Annotated in this window: 12 protein-coding genes and 1 pseudogene; 10 read left to right on the top strand and 3 right to left on the bottom strand. The window is 66.7% G+C overall.

Annotated features, from left to right (window positions below; all coding sequences use genetic code 11):
• Nucleotides 1–18: 18 nt before the first annotated feature.
• Nucleotides 19–828, top strand: coding sequence for an IclR family transcriptional regulator (locus RCH07_RS15725; RefSeq protein WP_326968420.1), 810 nt, complete (start codon nucleotides 19–21; stop codon nucleotides 826–828).
• A 58-nt stretch (nucleotides 829–886) separates the two neighbouring features.
• Here RCH07_RS15725 and RCH07_RS15720 read toward each other — a convergent pair whose 3' ends face one another.
• Entirely contained in the window at nucleotides 887–2,023 is a 1,137-nt protein-coding gene (locus RCH07_RS15720) for an aromatic ring-hydroxylating oxygenase subunit alpha (protein ID WP_326968419.1), read from the bottom strand.
• A gap of 48 nt (nucleotides 2,024–2,071) precedes the next feature.
• Nucleotides 2,072–3,382, bottom strand: a complete 1,311-nt coding sequence (locus RCH07_RS15715; protein ID WP_326968418.1) for an NAD(P)/FAD-dependent oxidoreductase — start codon at nucleotides 3,380–3,382, stop codon at nucleotides 2,072–2,074.
• Nucleotides 3,383–3,615: 233 nt separating this feature from the next.
• On the opposite strand from RCH07_RS15715, the gene RCH07_RS15710 reads away from it, so the two are divergent.
• The 8 genes from RCH07_RS15710 (at nucleotide 3,616) to RCH07_RS15675 (ending at nucleotide 14,954) form a co-directional block, all read left to right on the top strand.
• Nucleotides 3,616–3,966 (top strand): bifunctional 3-phenylpropionate/cinnamic acid dioxygenase ferredoxin subunit, encoded by a 351-nt coding sequence (locus RCH07_RS15710; protein ID WP_326968417.1) that lies wholly within the window; start codon nucleotides 3,616–3,618, stop codon nucleotides 3,964–3,966.
• Between the two features lie 68 nt (nucleotides 3,967–4,034).
• On the top strand, nucleotides 4,035–4,976 hold the full coding sequence (purU, locus tag RCH07_RS15705; protein WP_326968437.1) for a formyltetrahydrofolate deformylase: 942 nt from the start codon (nucleotides 4,035–4,037) through the stop codon (nucleotides 4,974–4,976).
• A 66-nt stretch (nucleotides 4,977–5,042) separates the two neighbouring features.
• The gene (locus RCH07_RS15700; RefSeq protein ID WP_326968416.1) at nucleotides 5,043–7,550 is read left to right on the top strand and encodes a GcvT family protein; all 2,508 of its coding nucleotides are present in this window, start codon (nucleotides 5,043–5,045) and stop codon (nucleotides 7,548–7,550) included.
• Nucleotides 7,551–7,611: 61 nt separating this feature from the next.
• Nucleotides 7,612–9,309: a choline dehydrogenase gene (betA, locus tag RCH07_RS15695; RefSeq protein ID WP_326968415.1), complete on the top strand. Its 1,698-nt coding sequence runs from the start codon at nucleotides 7,612–7,614 to the stop codon at nucleotides 9,307–9,309.
• Nucleotides 9,306–10,862 carry an aldehyde dehydrogenase family protein gene (locus RCH07_RS15690; RefSeq protein WP_442784849.1) on the top strand — a complete coding sequence of 519 codons (1,557 nt, stop codon included), beginning with the start codon at nucleotides 9,306–9,308 and terminating at the stop codon, nucleotides 10,860–10,862. Before betA ends, RCH07_RS15690 begins: the two co-directional genes overlap by 4 nt.
• Nucleotides 10,859–11,893, top strand: coding sequence for a quaternary amine ABC transporter ATP-binding protein (locus tag RCH07_RS15685; RefSeq protein ID WP_326968414.1), 1,035 nt, complete (start codon nucleotides 10,859–10,861; stop codon nucleotides 11,891–11,893). Before RCH07_RS15690 ends, RCH07_RS15685 begins: the two co-directional genes overlap by 4 nt.
• On the top strand, nucleotides 11,893–13,923 hold the full coding sequence (locus RCH07_RS15680) for an ABC transporter permease (RefSeq protein WP_326968413.1): 2,031 nt from the start codon (nucleotides 11,893–11,895) through the stop codon (nucleotides 13,921–13,923). The genes RCH07_RS15685 and RCH07_RS15680 overlap by 1 nt, the downstream gene beginning before the upstream one ends.
• Nucleotides 13,924–13,973: 50 nt before the next feature.
• Nucleotides 13,974–14,954 (top strand): ABC transporter substrate-binding protein, encoded by a 981-nt coding sequence (locus tag RCH07_RS15675; protein WP_326968412.1) that lies wholly within the window; start codon nucleotides 13,974–13,976, stop codon nucleotides 14,952–14,954.
• A gap of 91 nt (nucleotides 14,955–15,045) precedes the next feature.
• On the opposite strand, the gene RCH07_RS15670 is transcribed toward RCH07_RS15675, so the two are convergent.
• Complete coding sequence (locus RCH07_RS15670; RefSeq protein ID WP_326968411.1) at nucleotides 15,046–16,152, bottom strand: S-(hydroxymethyl)mycothiol dehydrogenase; 1,107 nt, start codon at nucleotides 16,150–16,152, stop codon at nucleotides 15,046–15,048.
• A gap of 197 nt (nucleotides 16,153–16,349) precedes the next feature.
• Between RCH07_RS15670 and RCH07_RS15665 the strand changes: the two are divergent.
• Nucleotides 16,350–16,972, top strand: a pseudogene (locus tag RCH07_RS15665) (sigma 54-interacting transcriptional regulator); the annotation flags it as partial.

Genomic DNA, 16,972 nt, shown 5'->3' with positions numbered 1-16,972 from the left:
TACTCGTTAGTATGAATCATGGCTTCCGACATTGACCCTGAATCCGAGACCGAGCCTGACGGCGGGCAGCATGGCGGCGTCCAGTCCGTGGACCGCGCACTTGCCGTGCTGGAGATCCTGGCCCGGGACGGCCGGGCGGGGGTAAGTGAAATAGCCGAGGAGATGGGCATCCACAAGTCCACCGTGTCGCGGCTGCTCGGCTCGCTGGTGAGCCGGGACATGGTCCACCAGAACAGTGAACGGGGAAAGTACCAGCTGGGTTTCGGCATTCTGCGGCTGGCAAGCTCCATTCCGGGGAGGTTGAGCCTTGTCCGCGAGGGCCGGCCCGTCCTGGAAAGCCTCGCCGAGGAATTCAAGGAAACGGTGAACCTTGCCGTGCTGCGCTCCAACTACGCAGTCAACGTGGACCAGGCCATGGGGCCATCGACGCTTGCCACCTACGACTGGGTGGGGAGCCTGACCCCGCTGCATGCCACCTCCAGCGGCAAGGTCCTGCTGGCGGCGCTCTCCGCGGATGACCGGGACCGGATCCTGAAGGAGACGGGGCTGCCTGCCCGGACCCCGCGCACCGTTACCAGCCGCAGCGCGCTGGAGCACCAGCTCCTGGACATTTCCCGGGACGGCTACTGTGTCATCCGGGAGGAGTTCGAGATCGGGCTCAACGCCATTGCCGTGCCGGTGTACAACCATATGGGAGCAGTTATCGGCGCCGTCAGCATCTCCGGGCCGGCGTTCCGCTTTGATCCGGAGCAGACGCCGGGGCTCCCGGAGGCACTGCAGCAGGCGGGGCTCCAGATCAGCAAGAACATGGGCTACACCCGGCGGTAGCAAAGGCGGAGCCCGCCGAAACCAGGGTTTCGACGGGCTCCGGCAGCTACGGCGGGGCTCAGCGGCCGGGCGTAATCTCTCCCACCCTGCCCTGGACCCAGTCGTGGAATGCGCCGATGTGGTGCTCGCTGGGGACCAGGACGCCGCCCTTGGCATAGACCTTGGAGCCCATTGCCGGCTGGCAGCGCTCGCAGGCGTCGAAGTCCTGATCGTTCACGCGGTGGAAGAGCTCCACCGAGGCGCTGACGTCCTTTCCGCTTTCCACGACGCTGGGAAGGTAGAGCCAGTCGCATTCAACGATGGTGTGGTCGGCCGCCATGGGGAACATGCGGTGGATGATCACGTGATCCGGAACCAGGTTCACGAATACCGTGGGCTTGATCGTCACGGCGTAATAGCGCCGGTCCTGGTCCTCGCCCACGCCGGGAATTCGGTCCATCCCCTCGGAACCGTCGATGGTGAAACCCTTGATGTCCTCGCCGAATTCGGCGCCGTGGCCCACAAAGTACTGGGCGGCCAGGCCGTCGGCGAATTCTGGCAGCACCTCCGTGAGTTCGGGGTGGATGGTGGCGCAGTGGTAGCACTCCATGAAGTTCTCGATGATGAGCTTCCAGTTGGCCTTGACGTCGTACCTGATGCGGCGGCCCAGGCTCAGGTTGGCGATGTCATAGTCCTCCACCGCCTGCAGGTCCCCGAGACGTTCCTCGATGGCACCCATGACGTCCTCTTCGAACGACGGCGGCTCGTCGGCCAGGCAGACCCAGACATACCCGAGGTACTCGCGGGTGTGGACTTTCACCAGTCCGTACTCGTCCCGGTCGATATCCGGCATCTTCGTCAGGTTGGGGGCCGCAATGAGCTTGCCTTCGAGGTCGTAGGTCCAGGCGTGGTACGGGCACTGGAATGAGCGTGCAGCTTCGCCCTGCTCCTCCATGCACAGCTTCACGCCCCGGTGCCGGCACACGTTGTAGAAGGCGCGGATGCCGCCTTTGCGGGTGCGGCTGACCAGCACACTTTCGCGGCCCACCTGCGCCGTCCGCCAGGCCCCGGGCTTGTCCAGGTCCGCGGACCGGACTGCGCAGAACCACATCTGCTCGAAAATGCGCTCCTGCTCGGCGCGGAAGATCTCTTCGCTGACGTAGGCCTGGCCCGGGAGGGTGGGGATAAGGCTGGGCGTGAAGACTTCGGTGGTCATTCATTACTCCTCTGCGGTGACTGACGTCGGGTTGGATGGTCGGTGGGTTCAGGCGAAACTGGCGGATACTGCCGGTACCGGCCGGGCGGTGCATGTGGGGGCGGCGCTGGCGGGGGTGGCGCGGGCTGTTGGTGCGCTGGTTGGAGGGGCGCTGGCGTTGCCAGCGGCAGCTTGGGGACCCGCCGATCGTGCAGCGTTGAGCTGCCGCTTCCACTTGTTGAAGAGGCGCGGCTGGTTGGCGCCAAGGACGGCCACCGGATCGCCGCCGCGGTAGTAGACGGCAAGGAAGCTGTGAGCTGCGGGATCTCCGGCCTCGATGGACACCCGATCCGTGTCACGTGCGTGGCCAGCGAACTGGATCCTGACGTTGTACTGGTCGGACCAGAAATACGGCAGATTCAGCGGCCGGCGGCCGGCTCCGGGATCCAGCAGCGCGGCCACGGCGTGCGACGGGCGCTCCGCGGCGCAGCTCCAGTGCTCCACGCGGTGGTGCCGCCCGGTCACTTCGTCCAGCCAGGCGGCGCAGTCGCCGACGGCCACCACGCCCGGGATGTTGGTCCGGCCCATCGGATCGCACAGGACGCCGTCGCCGAGTTGGATTCCGGAGCCGGCAAGCCAGGCAACGTTGGGCACGGCGCCGATGGCCACCAGGACGACGTCGGCTGCCAGGTACCGGCCATCCGCCAGTCGTAGTCCGCTGACGACTCCCTCACCGCTGTAATAGGACTCCACGGTGGCGTCACAAATCAGCTCTACCCCGTTAAATCCATGTAACGCAGCCAAGGTGGCCGCCATCTCCGCACCCAGCGGACGGCTGAGCGGAACGGTGCCCGTGCTTACAACCGTGACGTCAGCCCCCAGGGCGCGGGCGGTGGAAGCCACCTCGGCCCCGATGAACCCGGCGCCCACGATGACGAGCCGGGTTCCCGGCACCAGTTCGGGAGCGAGATCCTGCGCGTCCTCCAGGGTGCGCAGGGTAAAGACATTTGCCAGCCCGGCAAGTTCCGGCAAGGTCCGGGCGGACGCCCCGGTGGCGATGACGATTCCGTCGGCCGCTATTACGGAGCCGTCGTCGAGAGTGACCGTCCGGGCAGCGGCGTCAAGGCTGCGTGCAGCTCGACCAAGCAGCCATTCGGCCTGCAGCGGATCTGCGGCCTCACCCGCATCGGCGTTCTCCAGCGAGAGGTGTCCGGAGGTGATTTTTCCCGCCAGGAAATCCTTGGACAGCGGCGGCCTGTCATAGGGCCGATGCGCCTCGTCCCCAATGATGACCAGCCTTCCGGCGAAGCCCTGGGCGCGGGCCGCACGGGCGGCCGAGATTCCCGCCAGGGATGCCCCCGTTATCGCCAGTGTCTGCATGGCTGCCTTCCTGTAACCTAAGTGCCACAAATTGCGCATTACGCAACAACTATCTGTATGCGAAACAGCGTGACGCATGTCACGGACGGTGTCAAGGGAATCCCGTCGGCGGCGGGCAGCCCTTGACAATGGTGCGTGACATGGATCACTCTGTTGCGTATTGTGATCGGCGTTGATGATGACACAACCCGCTGACAGGGTTGAGCCCGTCAACCGGGAAAGAGGTTTATCAGATGCACATCGCCTGCCCACTCGCAGCATTGGCCCCCGGAGACGCCGTCCGTCTCGACACGTCCCCCCCGATCGCCGTCTTCCACACGGAGGATGGCGAGTTGTTCGCCCTGGACGACACCTGCACCCATCAGGACGCGTCGCTCGCGGACGGCTGGGTGGAAGGCTGCGAAGTGGAGTGCCCCCTTCATGCCTCCAAGTTCAACCTCCGCACGGGTGAAGTGGACTCACCGCCGGCCAAGCTGCCCGTGCGGGTCCACAAGGTCTCCGTGGTGGACGGCCAGATCATGGTCGAGGAGTCCGCTGAGGCCCCCAACCTTCCCCCGGGCCTGAGCATCAACGGCCACGTCTAGGCACTGTCAGGCAGTACTCCGTTACAAGCCGAGAGGTGAAGTTTTTGACCCTACAACTGAGCAACGAGCTGCAGGAACGGACCCGTTCCGCGGCCCCCGCCGGGCAGCGCCGGGAAGCATCCGGGCAGCAGGCGACGCCGTTCGTCCTCACCGTGGCCTGTCCCGAGCGCAGTGGAATCGTCCATGCCGTGTCCAGCTTCCTGGCGATGCGCGGTTTCGACATCGCCGAACACCAGCAGTTCGACGACCACGTCAGCAACACCCTCTTTCTGCGCACCGCCTTTACCGGAACCCTGGCCGGCGCCAGCGCGGCCGGCAGCGCTGAGGCAGACAGCACGGCCGATTCCCTGTCCGCCGACTTCGCGGAGATCGCCGGCGAATTCGGCATGTCCTACACCTTCCACGACGACAGGCCGCAGCGCATCCTGGTGATGGTCTCCAAGTTCGGCCACTGCCTCAATGACCTGATTTTCCGGTGGCGCGCCGGGAGCCTGGGCGCGGACATCGCCGCCGTCGTCTCCAACCACGAGGACCTGCGCCCGATGGCGGAAGCCGCAGGACTTCCCTTCATCCACGTACCGGTAACAGCATCCACCAAACCCCAGGCGGAGTCCCGGCTCCTGGAACTCGTCGACGAATACGAGGCGGACGTAGTGGTCCTGGCGCGGTACATGCAGGTTCTGTCCGACGGCCTCTGCGGGGAACTCAGCGGCCGGGCCATCAACATCCACCATTCCTTCCTCCCCGGGTTCAAGGGCGCCAAGCCCTACCACCAGGCCTACGAACGCGGCGTCAAGCTGGTCGGTGCCACCGCCCACTACGTCACCGGCGACCTCGACGAAGGCCCCATCATCGAGCAGGAAGTCTTCCGGGTGGACCACGGCGTTGACCCGGACTCCCTGGTCACGGCCGGGCGCGACGCCGAAGCGATAGCCCTGTCCCGAGCGGTGAAATGGCACTGCCAGCACCGCGTCCTCCTCAACGGCTGCCGCACCGTCGTCTTCCGCTAGAGCCAGACCGCGGGCCCCCGAGCGGGCCCCTCCACGCACGCAGCAGTCAAGAAAAGGAGCTCCCGTATGAGCGCTACACCCCGCGTCGTTATCATCGGTGCCGGCATTGTCGGTGCGAATCTGGCGGACGAACTGGCCACCCGAGGCTGGACCAGCGTCACCGTGCTGGAGCAGGGGCCGCTCAGCCTCGCCGGCGGCTCCACGTCGCACGCGCCCGGTCTGGTGTTCCAGACCAACCCGTCCCGGACAATGACGCAGTTCGCCGCCTACACGGTGGACAAGCTCCTCGCCCTGAGCGACGAGGGTGCCGCCTGCTTCAACCAGGTGGGCGGACTGGAGATCGCCACCACCCCGGAACGGCTTGAGGACCTCAAACGCAAGCTCGGCTACGCAAGCTCCTGGGGCGTCGAAGGCCGCATCATCGACCCCGACGAGTGCACCAAGCATTACCCGCTGCTGAACCCGGAGATGGTGCTCGGCGGGCTTTACGTCCCCTCGGACGGCCTCGCCTCGGCAGCCCGCGCGGTCCAGCTGCTGATCCGCAAGGCCACGGCGGCCGGTGTCACGTTCCTCGGATCAACGCCGGTGACCGGGATCGAGCAGTCCGGCGGAAAGGTCACCGGTGTGCAGACTGCCGACGGCGTGGTTCCGGCGGACATCGTGGTGTCCTGCGCCGGCTTCTGGGGTCCCAAGATCGGCGCGATGGCCGGCATGGACGTACCGCTGCTGCCGCTCGCCCACCAGTACGTCAAGACCACCACGGTGCCGGAACTCGTGGGCACGAACCTCGGCACCAATCCGCTGGACCCCTCCAACGGCGCGCGCATGCCCATCCTCCGCCACCAGGACAAGGACCTCTATTTCCGCGAGCACGGAGACAGGATCGGCATCGGCTCTTACGCCCACCGGCCCATGCCAGTGGATCTGGCCACGTTGCCCGAGGTGGCTCCCGGGCAGATGTCCGAGCACCGGATGCCGTCCCGGCTCGAATTCACCGCGGAGGATTTCCTGCCCTGCTGGGAGGACAGCCGCCAGCTGCTGCCGGCCCTGCGCGCTGCGGAGATCGCCGACGGCTTCAACGGCATCTTCTCCTTCACGCCGGACGGCGGGCCGCTGATCGGGCAGGCGCCGGAACTTGACGGGTTCTACGTCGCGGAAGCGGTCTGGGTGACCCACTCCGCGGGGGTGGCCCGCGCGGTCGCCGAACTGCTGATCGAGGGCCAGTCCCGTACCCCCCTCCACGAATGCGAGGTCACCCGCTTCGAGGCCGTCCAGACCGCCGAGAGCTACGTCAGCGAGACCTCCCAGCAGAACTTCGCCGAAATCTATGACATCCTGCACCCCCTGCAGCCCCGCGAATCCCCCCGGGACCTGCGCGTCAGCCCGTTCAACTGCCGGCAGAAAGAACTGGGAGGATTCTTCCTCGAGGCCGGCGGCTGGGAGCGGCCGCACTGGTTCGAGGCCAACCGGAACCTGCTCGATGAGATGCCGGCCGAATGGCGGGCGCCGGAACGCGGCCCCTGGGCGGCCATGTTCAGCTCCCCCATATCCGCAGCCGAAGCGTGGAAGACGCGGACCGCCGTCGCACTTTACGACATGACCGCACTCAAGCGGCTCGAAGTCAGCGGACCCGGCGCCCTCGCCCTGCTGCAGCGGCTCAGCGCCGGACAGATCGACAAAAAGCCCGGCGCCGTCACCTACTGCCTGCTGCTCAACGACGACGGCGGCATCCGCAGCGACATCACGATCGCACGGCTCACCGAGACCACGTTCCAGGTCGGCGCCAACGGCAACATCGACTTCGACTACTTCACCCGCGAAGCCCGGAACCAGACCGCCGCCGACGCCAGCCTGTGGGTGCAGGTCCGCGACATCACGGGCTCGACCTGCTGCATCGGTCTCTGGGGCCCGCAGGCGCGGGAAGTCATCGCCAAGGTCAGCACCGATGATTTCACCAACGACGGTCTGCGGTACTTCCGCACCAAGCAGGTGCGGATCGGCGGCATCCCCGTGACGGCCATGCGCCTGTCCTATGTGGGGGAGCTGGGCTGGGAACTTTACACCACCGCCGAACACGGGCTCAAGCTCTGGGACCTCCTCTTCGAGGCGGGCCAGGAGCAGGGCATCATCGCCGCTGGCCGCGGCGCCTTCAACAGCCTCCGCGTGGAAAAGGGATACCGGCTCTGGGGGACCGACATGACGCCCGAGCACGAGCCGTACCAGGCGGGCCTGGGCTTCTCGATTGCCAAAAACAAGGACTCCTTCGTGGGCGCCGATGCCCTCGCCCGGCGGCAGGCAACGCCCGCGTCCAAGCAGCTGCGCTGCCTGACGGTCGACGACGGCACCTCCCTGGTGCTGGGCAAGGAACCCGTTTATTTCAAGGGCGAAGCCGCCGGCTACGTCACCAGCGCGGCCTACGGCTACACGGTGCAGCGCCCGATCGCCTATGCCTGGCTCCCCGCCGGTGCCGCCGAAGGCGATGCCGTGGAAATCGAATACTTCGGCACCAGGATCGCCGCCACCATCACAGCGGAGCCGCTGGTGGACCCGGGCATGGAACGCCTGCGCGGCTGACCCCGGCCCGTCCAGGCCTCCCAACACGACTCCGAAACCACGCCCCAAGGAGATTCACCCCATGACGAACGAGAGCTACGACTACGTGATTGTCGGCGGCGGAAGCGCCGGATCGGTCCTCGCCGACCGGCTGAGCGCGGACGGAACGCACACCGTGCTGGTCCTTGAAGCAGGCCGCAGCGACTACCCGTGGGACCTTTTCATCCAGATGCCGGCGGCCCTGACGTTCCCCAGCGGCAACAGGTTCTACGACTGGCAGTACCAGTCCGACCCAGAACCGCGCATGCACGGGCGCAGGATCGCGCACGCCCGCGGCAAGGTGCTGGGCGGCTCCAGCTCCATCAACGGGATGATCTTCCAGCGCGGCAACCCGCTGGACTACGAACGATGGGGAGCCGACGCCGGCATGGACACCTGGGACTTCGCGCACTGCCTGCCCTACTTCAAGAGCATGGAAACCGCGCTCGCCGCAGCGCCGGACGATGAACTGCGCGGCCATGACGGCCCCCTGGTGCTGGAACGCGGGCCGGCCCGCAACCCCCTGTTCCAGGCCTTCTTCCGGGCCGCCGAGGAAGCCGGGCATAAGCGCACCGACGACGTCAACGGGTACCGGCAGGAGGGCTTCGGCCCGTTCGACCGCAATGTCCATAAGGGCCAGCGCCTCTCGGCGTCCCGCGCCTACCTCCGCCCCAACAAGGGCCGCAGGAACCTCACGGTGCGAACCCGGGCGCTGGTGGCCAAGGTCAATTTCGACGGCACGACGGCAACCGGGGTCAGCTACCGCCGGAACGGGCGGCTGCACACCGTTACCGCCAAGGAGGTGGTGCTGTGCGGCGGGGCGATCAACACGCCCCAGTTGCTGCAGCTCTCCGGCGTCGGTGATTCGGCGCACCTGTCGTCGTTGGGCATCACTCCCGTCGTGGACCTGCCCGGCGTCGGCGAAAACCTGCAGGACCACCTTGAGGTCTACGTCCAGCACTCCTGCAAGCAGCCCGTGTCCATGCAGCCGAGCCTCAGCCTCTGGCGTTACCCCCTGATCGGACTCCAGTGGCTGCTGGGCCGCAAGGGCCCGGCCGCCACCAACCACTTCGAAGGGGGCGGATTCGTCCGTTCCAACGATGACGTCGCCTACCCCAACCTGATGTTCCACTTCCTGCCGGTGGCTGTCCGCTACGACGGCCAGAAAGCCGACGCCAAACACGGGTACCAGGTCCACGTCGGCCCCATGTACTCCGACACCAGGGGCAGCCTGAAGATCACCTCCACGGATCCGGCCAAGCACCCGTCCCTGCAGTTCAACTACCTGTCCACGGACCAGGACCGGCGCGAATGGGTCGAGGCGATCCGGGTCACCCGCGACATCCTCGGCCAGCCGGCCCTCGCCCCCTACAGTGGCGGCGAGCTCTCGCCCGGCCCGTCCGTCCAGACGGACGAGGAGATCCTGGACTGGGTGGCCCGGGACGCCGAAACGGCGCTCCACCCCTCCTGCACCGCCAAGATGGGCCCGGCCTCGGACCCCCTGGCCGTGGTGGACCCGCTCACCATGACGGTCCACGGGACCTCGGGGCTCCGCGTCGCGGATGCCTCCGCGATGCCCTACGTGACCAACGGCAACATCTACGCGCCGGTCATGATGCTCGCCGAAAAGGCCGCGGACCTCATCCTGGACCGGACTCCGCTGGCACCCCAGCACGCCGACTTCTACCGGCACGCACCTGCCGCGGCTCCCGAGGCCGCGCCCAGCGCGGGCCGCGCATGAGCGGCGTCCAGGGCGTTCAGCTGGCCGGAACCGGCAGCCGGACCGTGACGGAGGCCGCGCCGGTGCGGGGCCTCTTCGTGGACGGCCGGTGGCGTGAACCGGCCGCCGGCAACACCCGGCTCATCAACTGCCCTGCGGACGGCGAACAGGTCGCCGAGGTTGCCGAATGCACGGCCGCCGACGCCGGGGAAGCAGTCGCCAGCGCCCGCCGCGCGTTCGACGGCGGAGCGTGGCCCGGAACCAGCGAGAAGGACCGCGGCCAGGTCCTGCTCCGCACCGCCGAACTGCTGGAACGCGACAAGGCACTGTATGCCCGGGCCGAAGCCCTCGACACCGGCAAGCGCTACGTCGAGGCGGAATACGACATCGACGATATCGCCGCCTGCTTCCGGTACTACGGCGGCATCGCCGGGACGGATGCCGGCCGCGTGATCGACACCGGCAACCCCGGTGCCATCAGCCGCGTCGTGCACGCACCGGTAGGGGTCTGCGGACTCATCACGCCATGGAACTACCCCCTCCTGCAGGCCTCATGGAAGGTGGCCCCGGCCCTGCTGGCCGGCAATACCTTTGTCCTGAAACCCAGCGAACTGACTCCCTCCACGTCCATCCTGCTGATGGAGACGCTCCTGGAGGCCGGGTTGCCTCCCGGCGTCGCCAACCTCGTCACCGGCACCGGCCCCGAGGTCGGCGCCGTCCTGAGCGAAAGCCTGGACGTTGACCTGGTCTCCTTCACCGGCGGCCTGGCCACCGGAATCAGCATCATGAAGACCGCGGCGGACACGGTGAAGCGGGTTGCCCTGGAACTGGGCGGGAAGAATCCCAACATCGTCTTCGCTGATGCCGACCGCGAGTCGGCACTGGACAACGCACTCACCGCGGTATTCCTGCATTCGGGGCAGGTGTGCTCGGCCGGCACGAGGCTCATCGTCGAGGAATCGATCCACGACGGGTTTGTGGCCGAACTGGTCCGGCGTGCCCAGGCCATCCGGCTGGGCGGCCCCTTCGACGAGCGCGCGGAGACGGGCCCGCTCATCTCGGCCGCGCACCGCGCCAAGGTCCACGCCCACGTCCAGGCCGGCATTGCGGAAGGAGCCACGCTGCTGTGCGGCGGCTATTTCCCGGAGACCGGCGCGCTGGCCCTCGGCAGCTACTACCCTCCCACCATCCTGGACGGTTGCCACACGTCCATGAACGCCGTCCAGGAGGAGTCGTTCGGCCCGGTCCTGACCGTGGAGACCTTCAGCACCGAGCAGGAAGCCATCAGGCTGGCCAACGACACCGCCTACGGGCTGGCCGGCGCCGTCTGGACGACTGACGGCTCCCGCGCCCAGCGCGTGGCCGGCGCACTCCGGCACGGCACCGTGTGGATCAACGACTACCACCCCTACGTTCCCCAGGCGGAGTGGGGCGGATTCGGCAAGTCCGGAAACGGCCGCGAACTGGGGCTCCAAGGTCTCGCGGAGTACCGCGAAACCAAGCACATCTGGCAAAACATCAATCCTAAGCCCAGCCACTGGTTCGAGCCTCCACAGGCAGGAGTACAGCAATGAACAGTCCCGACATCTCAGTGCGCAAGCTATGGAAGGTCTTCGGCCCGGGGGATAACAAGATCCCCGACAACCCTGAACTCTCGGCCCTCAACTCCGCCGAGCTGCTGGAACGCACCGGCTGCGTGGCCGCCGTCCGGGACCTGAGCTTCGACGTCGCCAAAGGCGAGGTCTTCGTGGTCATGGGACTTTCCGGATCCGGCAAATCCACCCTCATCCGCTGCCTGACCCGGCTGATCGAACCCACTTCCGGGCAGGTCCTGGTGGACGGCAAGGACGTCCTGAAGGCCGGCACCGCGGAGCTGCGCGAACTGCGCCGCCGGAAGATGTCCATGGTGTTCCAGCACTTCGGCCTCCTGCCCCACCGCACCGTGCTGGACAACGTCTCCTACGGGCTGCAGATCCGCGGGGCGGCCAAGAACGAACGCTACGCCAGGGCCCGGGAGATCATCGAGCTCGTCGGCCTGAAAGGCTACGAACAGCACTACCCGGACCAGCTGTCCGGAGGAATGCAGCAGCGCGTTGGCCTGGGTCGGGCCCTGGCCGGCGATCCGGACACCATCCTCTTCGATGAACCCTTCTCCGCACTGGATCCGCTCATCCGCCGCGATATGCAGGCCGAAGTCATCCGGCTGCACAAGGAAATGGGCAAGACCATGGTGTTTGTGACCCACGACCTCTCCGAGGCGCTCAAGCTCGGTGACCGCATCCTGATCATGCGGAACGGCGAGACGGTCCAGTGCGGCACGGGAGACGAACTGGTGGGATCCCCTGCGGACAAGTACATCGAGGACTTTGTGTCCGAAGTTCCCCGCGCTGATGTCCTGACCCTGAAGTGGATCACCGGTCCCGTGGCGGCCGGAACGCCGGCCGACGCGCCGGTCCTCAGCTCCCGGATGATCATCCGGGATGCCATCGCCGCGGTCATGCACTCCTCCTGCCCCGTGCTGGTGGAGGACGCCGGGAAGATCACCGGACAGATTGACCGTGACAGCATCCTGTCGGTGCTGCGGCCCACGGAAGCAGCCGCCTAATGTCCACGCTTGTCGGAGACCGGGTCCGGGTCCAGCCCGCCCCGGCCGTCCCTGAACCCCGCGGCCGGCCCAGCCTGCGCACCATCCTGCTGGCAGGCGCCGCCGTCGTCTGGATCCTGGGATTCGCGATCCTGCACGGAACCTCCACCCTGACGCTGCCCGCCTCCGAACTGACGGACCTGCACCGCTCCCTCAACCAGTTCAACGCCTGGGTGGCGGCAAACCGCGCAGACAACCCCGTCTTCCTGTACGTCTTCACGCCCCTGCGGGCCGCCGTCGACGCCGTGGCCAACCTGTTCATCACCACCTTCGCGGCGAGCTCCACCGGCCTGCGCCTGCCGGAGATCGGCTGGCTCGGAACCGTCGGTCTGCTCAGCTGGATCGCGTTCGCGATCGGCAACGCCCGGGTCGCCCTGCTGACGGCCGCCGTCTTTATGTTCTTCGGCTTCCAGGGATTGTTCGTCGAGGCCACCTTTACGTTCGCCCTGGTCCTCACCGCCGTGCTGCTGACCCTTCTTGTCGGGATCCCGCTCGGTGTCCTGGCCGGCGTCTACGGCCGCGTCGCCCGGGTGATCACGCCGGTGCTGGACTTCATGCAGACACTGCCAACGTTCGTGTACCTGGCCCCGCTTGCCCTGATCTTCCTGATCGGCCCGGCGTCGGCCGTCATCGCCACGGTGATCTACGCGGCACCGCCCGTGATCCGGCTGACGGCGCACGGCATCCGCGGCATCCCGGAGAACACCCGCGAGGCCTCCGATTCGCTGGGCACCACGGGTCTGCAGCGGCTCGTCAACCTGCAGCTGCCCATGGCCCGCCGCACGATTGTCATGGGAATCAACCAGAGCACCATGGCGGCTCTGTCCATGGTCACCATCGCCGCGCTGATCGCGGCCCCCGGGCTGGGCCAGGTGGTGGTCCGGGCGCTGCAGTCGCTGGACGTCGGCACGGCCGTCAATGCGGGGCTCTCCATCGTCCTGCTGGCGATCGTGCTGGACCGGGTGACCACCGCCGCCAGCCGCCGCGCGGAACCGGGGGCGGCCCGGAACCGGAAGGTTTCCCGAAGGACAAGGTACGTCCTGCTGGGCGTCAGCCTGGTGCTGGCACTGGCGATGGTGCAGTTGTCCCGGACGATGCTGTGGGCGGCGGCATTCCCGGCGGAGCTCAACGTCGGCCCGATCATCGTCCAGGCGGTGGGCTCGGCCAGCGAGTGGATGCAGGCCAACCTGTCCCTGTTCACAGTGTCGTTCCGGGAAGCGGTCACCAACGGGATCCTTAATCCGTTCCAGTCACTGCTCACGGACACCCCCTTCTACATCCTGCTGGCCGTCATTGCCATGGCGGCCTACGCCCTGGGCGGCTGGAAAATCGCAGCCCTGACCACGGCCTGCCTGGGCGCGATCATCTACCTCGGCCTCTGGAGCGACTCCATGGTCACCCTGGCCGGGACACTCGTCGCCACCGCCGTGGTCATGATCCTGGGCATCGTCTTCGGCGTCGCCATGGGCCGGTCCGAGCGGGTGGACCAGATCATGCGGCCCCTGCTGGATGCGGGCCAGACCATGCCTGCCTTTGTATACCTGGTTCCTTTCCTGGGGCTCTTCGGTGCCACCCGCTTCACCGCGATCATCGCCGGCATCATCTACGCCGCCCCCGTGGCCATCAAGATCACGGCCGACGGGATCTCGGCGATTTCCCCCACTGTTGTCGAAGCCGCCGTCGCCAGCGGATCCACCCCCTGGCAGGTCATTACCAAGGTCCAGCTTCCGATGGCCAGGCAGACCCTGGCCCTCGCCGCCAACCAGGGCCTGATCTATGTCCTGGCCATGGTGGTGGTCGGTGCGCTCGTGGGCGCAGGCGGCCTCGGGTACGACGTCGTCGCCGGCTTCGTCCAAAGCTCCCTCTTCGGCAAGGGCCTCGCCGCCGGCCTTGCCATCGTCTTCCTCGGCATCCTGCTGGACAGGATGACCCAGGCTGCCGCAGCCACTCCGGTGCGGAAAATCCCCTCACCGAAAACCACAGCAACCTGACCGCTCTGCCTGTAAACGCCGTGCGCCCACCCGAACAAGGAGATCTAACGATGAAAAAAGCCGGACTGCTGTTGAAACGAACTGTCCCGGCGGTGGCGGGGGCCGCTGCCGCCGCCCTGCTGCTCGCTGGCTGCGGCGGCGCCTCCGTGAACCAGGCGGCCGCTGCCCCGGCTGCCGCCGGTGCGGCGCCCTGCGGAACTGTCAATGTGGCTCTCAACGCCTGGGTGGGCTACACGGCGAATGCCGCCGTCTACAGCTACGTGGCGAAGAACAAGCTTGGCTGCACCGTGGTCCAGAAGGACCTGAACGAGCAGATCTCCTGGCAGGGTTTTGCTTCCGGCGAGGTGGATGTCGTGATAGAAAACTGGGGCCATGACGATCTGGCCAAGCAGTACATCACGCAGCAGAAGGTCGCTGTCGACGCCGGGCCCACGGGCAACGAAGGCCGCATCGGCTGGTACGTTGCGCCATGGATGACGGAAAAATACCCGGACATCACCGACGGGGCGAACCTGAACAAGTACGCCTCGATGTTCGCCACGTCCGAATCCGGCGGAAAGGGCCAGGTCCTCGACGGCGATCCCGCGTTCGTCACCAACGACGAGGCTCTGGTGAAGAACCTCAACCTGGATTACAAGGTGGTGTTCTCCGGTTCGGAGGCCGCCCTGATCCAGTCGTTCCGGACATCGGAGCAGAACAAGACGCCGCTCCTGGGCTATTTTTACGAGCCGCAGTGGTTCCTTTCCGAAGTTTCACTCAAGAAGGTGAACTTGCCGGCGTGGACCGAGGGCTGTGACGCGAACCCGGAAAAGGTGGCCTGCGACTACCCGGTCTACAAGCTCAACAAGATCATTTCCAAGAAGTTCGACGACAGCGGCTCGCCGGCAGCCAAGCTGGCCAAGGCCTTCAAGTGGACCAACGAGAACCAGAATGCGGTTGCCACGGACATCCAGGGCGGCATGACGCCCGAGGCCGCGGCCAAGAAGTGGGTGGAGTCCAATCAGCCGGCGGTAGATGCCTGGCTGAAATAGGCGATAGCGGCAGGCAGGACAAGTCACCCTCCGACGGAGAACCGTCGGAGGGTGACTTGTTTCTTTTTTTCGACGCTCGGGCTATCGACGCTTAGGCCGTTCCGGCCGGCGCAGCGATTTCAACGACCGAACGAAGGACCTTGCCTTCGTGCATTTTGGCGAAGGCCTCCTCCACCTGGTCCATGGTGATCCGCTCGGTCACGAACGCGGCCAGGTCCAGGTTGCCAAGCCGGTACTGCTGGACCAGCATAGGGAAGTCCCGTGATGGCAGGCAGTCCCCGTACCAGGAGGACTTCAGGGACCCGCCCCGGCCAAACACATCCAGCAGGGGCAGCTCGATCTTCATGTCCAGCGACGGTACCCCCACGAGCACCACGCGGCCGGCGAGGTCGCGGGCGTAGAACGCCTGCTTGTAGGTTTCGGGACGTCCGACGGCGTCGATCACCAGGTCGGCACCGTGGCCTCCCGTCAGCGCACGGATGGCTTCGACGGGATCTTCCAGGCTCGAATCGACGCCGTGGGTGGCGCCCAGTGACCTGGCCATGTCCACCTTGTTGGCGTCGATATCCACGGCAATAATCGTGGTGGCACCGGCCAGCTTTGCCCCTGCGATTGCGGCGATGCCCACACCGCCGCAGCCGATCACGGCCACAGACTCGCCACGCTGGACCTCGCCGGTGTTGATGGCGGCGCCGATGCCCGCCATCACGCCGCAGCCGAGCAGCCCGACGGCGGCAGGATCAGCGTCGTCGTCCACTTTCGTGCACTGGCCGGCGGCGACCAGTGTTTTCTCCGCAAAGGCGCCAATGCCGAGTGCCGGCGACAACTCCGTACCGTCCTCGAGCGTCATCTTCTGCGTCGCGTTGTGCGTGTTGAAGCAGTACTGCGGTTGCCCCTTGGCGCACGCCCGGCACTGGCCGCAGACGGCGCGCCAGTTCAGGATGACCCTGTCCCCTGGCGCGACCTCAACGACGTCCGGACCGACGGCGCTGACCACGCCGGTCGCCTCGTGGCCAAGCAGGATGGGGAAGCCGTCCGTGATTCCGCCCTGTTTGTAGTGGAGATCGGTATGGCAGACCCCGCATGTCAGGATGTCCACCAATGCCTCGCCCGGTCCCGGATCCGGGACCAGTATGGTCTCGACGGAAACGGGGCCGTTCTTTTCCCTGACAATGACTGCCTTTACTTTATGAACCACTGCGTTCCTTTCCTGATCCCCGGGATCTCGGCGCGCGGCATCGCTGCCGGTTCCCCTGACCAGATGAATTAGTTAGTGCGCATTACGCAACTAGATGCACATAACGCGTATTGGAAATATGACAGTCTCTGCTGAAGATGTCAATGGACCTTGCCCCAGCGCCCCGCCGGCCCTCAGTTGAACTCGATGGCGCCCATTGGCCCGGGATGTTCGGTTTCAGCCGCACCGTCCTGCCCCAGCTCGAGCGCGCCCTGCTGGCCGGGCACGACGTCGTCCTGCTCGGCGAACGCGGGCAGGGCAAGACCCGGCTCCTCCGCACCCTGGCCGGGCTGCTGGACGAGTGGTCGCCGGTGATCGAGGACTCGGAACTGAACGAACACCCCTACGAACCGATCACGGAGCACTCGCGCGCCCGTGTCCTCACCGAGGGGGACCGGCTGCGGGTGGGGTGGCGGCACCGCTCGGAGCGGTACGTCGAGAAGCTCGCGACGCCGGATACCTCCGTCGCGGACCTGATCGGCGACGTCGACCCGATGCGGGTGGCCGAGGGCCGCCGCCTGGGCGACCCGGAAACCATCCACTACGGACTGGTCCCGCGCTCCAACCGCGGCATCATCGCCATCAACGAACTCCCCGACCTCGCCGAGCGGATCCAGGTCTCCATGCTCAACGTGATGGAGGAACGCGACATCCAGATCCGCGGCTACGTGCTGCGGCTCCCGCTCGACGTCCTGGTGGTCGCGTCCGCCAACCCGGAGGACTACACGAACCGCGGCCGGATCATCACGCCGCTGCGGGACCGCTTCGGTGCCGAGATCCG

The sequence above is a fragment of the Arthrobacter sp. CG_A4 genome, assembly GCF_035985125.1.
Classification (GTDB): Bacteria; Actinomycetota; Actinomycetes; order Actinomycetales; family Micrococcaceae; genus Arthrobacter.
Note: the sequence above shows the minus strand (reverse complement) of the source record. Positions and strands in the feature narration are given on the sequence as shown.

Excerpts from the sequence above, each read along its gene's own strand:
- RCH07_RS15725 (WP_326968420.1), top strand. The coding sequence starts at position 19 with ATGGCTTCCGACATTGACCCTGAATCCGAGACCGAGCCTGACGGCGGG.
- RCH07_RS15720 (WP_326968419.1), bottom strand. The coding sequence starts at position 2,023 with ATGACCACCGAAGTCTTCACGCCCAGCCTTATCCCCACCCTCCCGGGC.
- RCH07_RS15715 (WP_326968418.1), bottom strand. The coding sequence starts at position 3,382 with ATGCAGACACTGGCGATAACGGGGGCATCCCTGGCGGGAATCTCGGCC.
- RCH07_RS15710 (WP_326968417.1), top strand. The coding sequence starts at position 3,616 with ATGCACATCGCCTGCCCACTCGCAGCATTGGCCCCCGGAGACGCCGTC.
- RCH07_RS15700 (WP_326968416.1), top strand. The coding sequence starts at position 5,043 with ATGAGCGCTACACCCCGCGTCGTTATCATCGGTGCCGGCATTGTCGGT.
- betA (WP_326968415.1), top strand. The coding sequence starts at position 7,612 with ATGACGAACGAGAGCTACGACTACGTGATTGTCGGCGGCGGAAGCGCC.
- RCH07_RS15690 (WP_442784849.1), top strand. The coding sequence starts at position 9,306 with ATGAGCGGCGTCCAGGGCGTTCAGCTGGCCGGAACCGGCAGCCGGACC.
- RCH07_RS15685 (WP_326968414.1), top strand. The coding sequence starts at position 10,859 with ATGAACAGTCCCGACATCTCAGTGCGCAAGCTATGGAAGGTCTTCGGC.
- RCH07_RS15680 (WP_326968413.1), top strand. The coding sequence starts at position 11,893 with ATGTCCACGCTTGTCGGAGACCGGGTCCGGGTCCAGCCCGCCCCGGCC.
- RCH07_RS15675 (WP_326968412.1), top strand. The coding sequence starts at position 13,974 with ATGAAAAAAGCCGGACTGCTGTTGAAACGAACTGTCCCGGCGGTGGCG.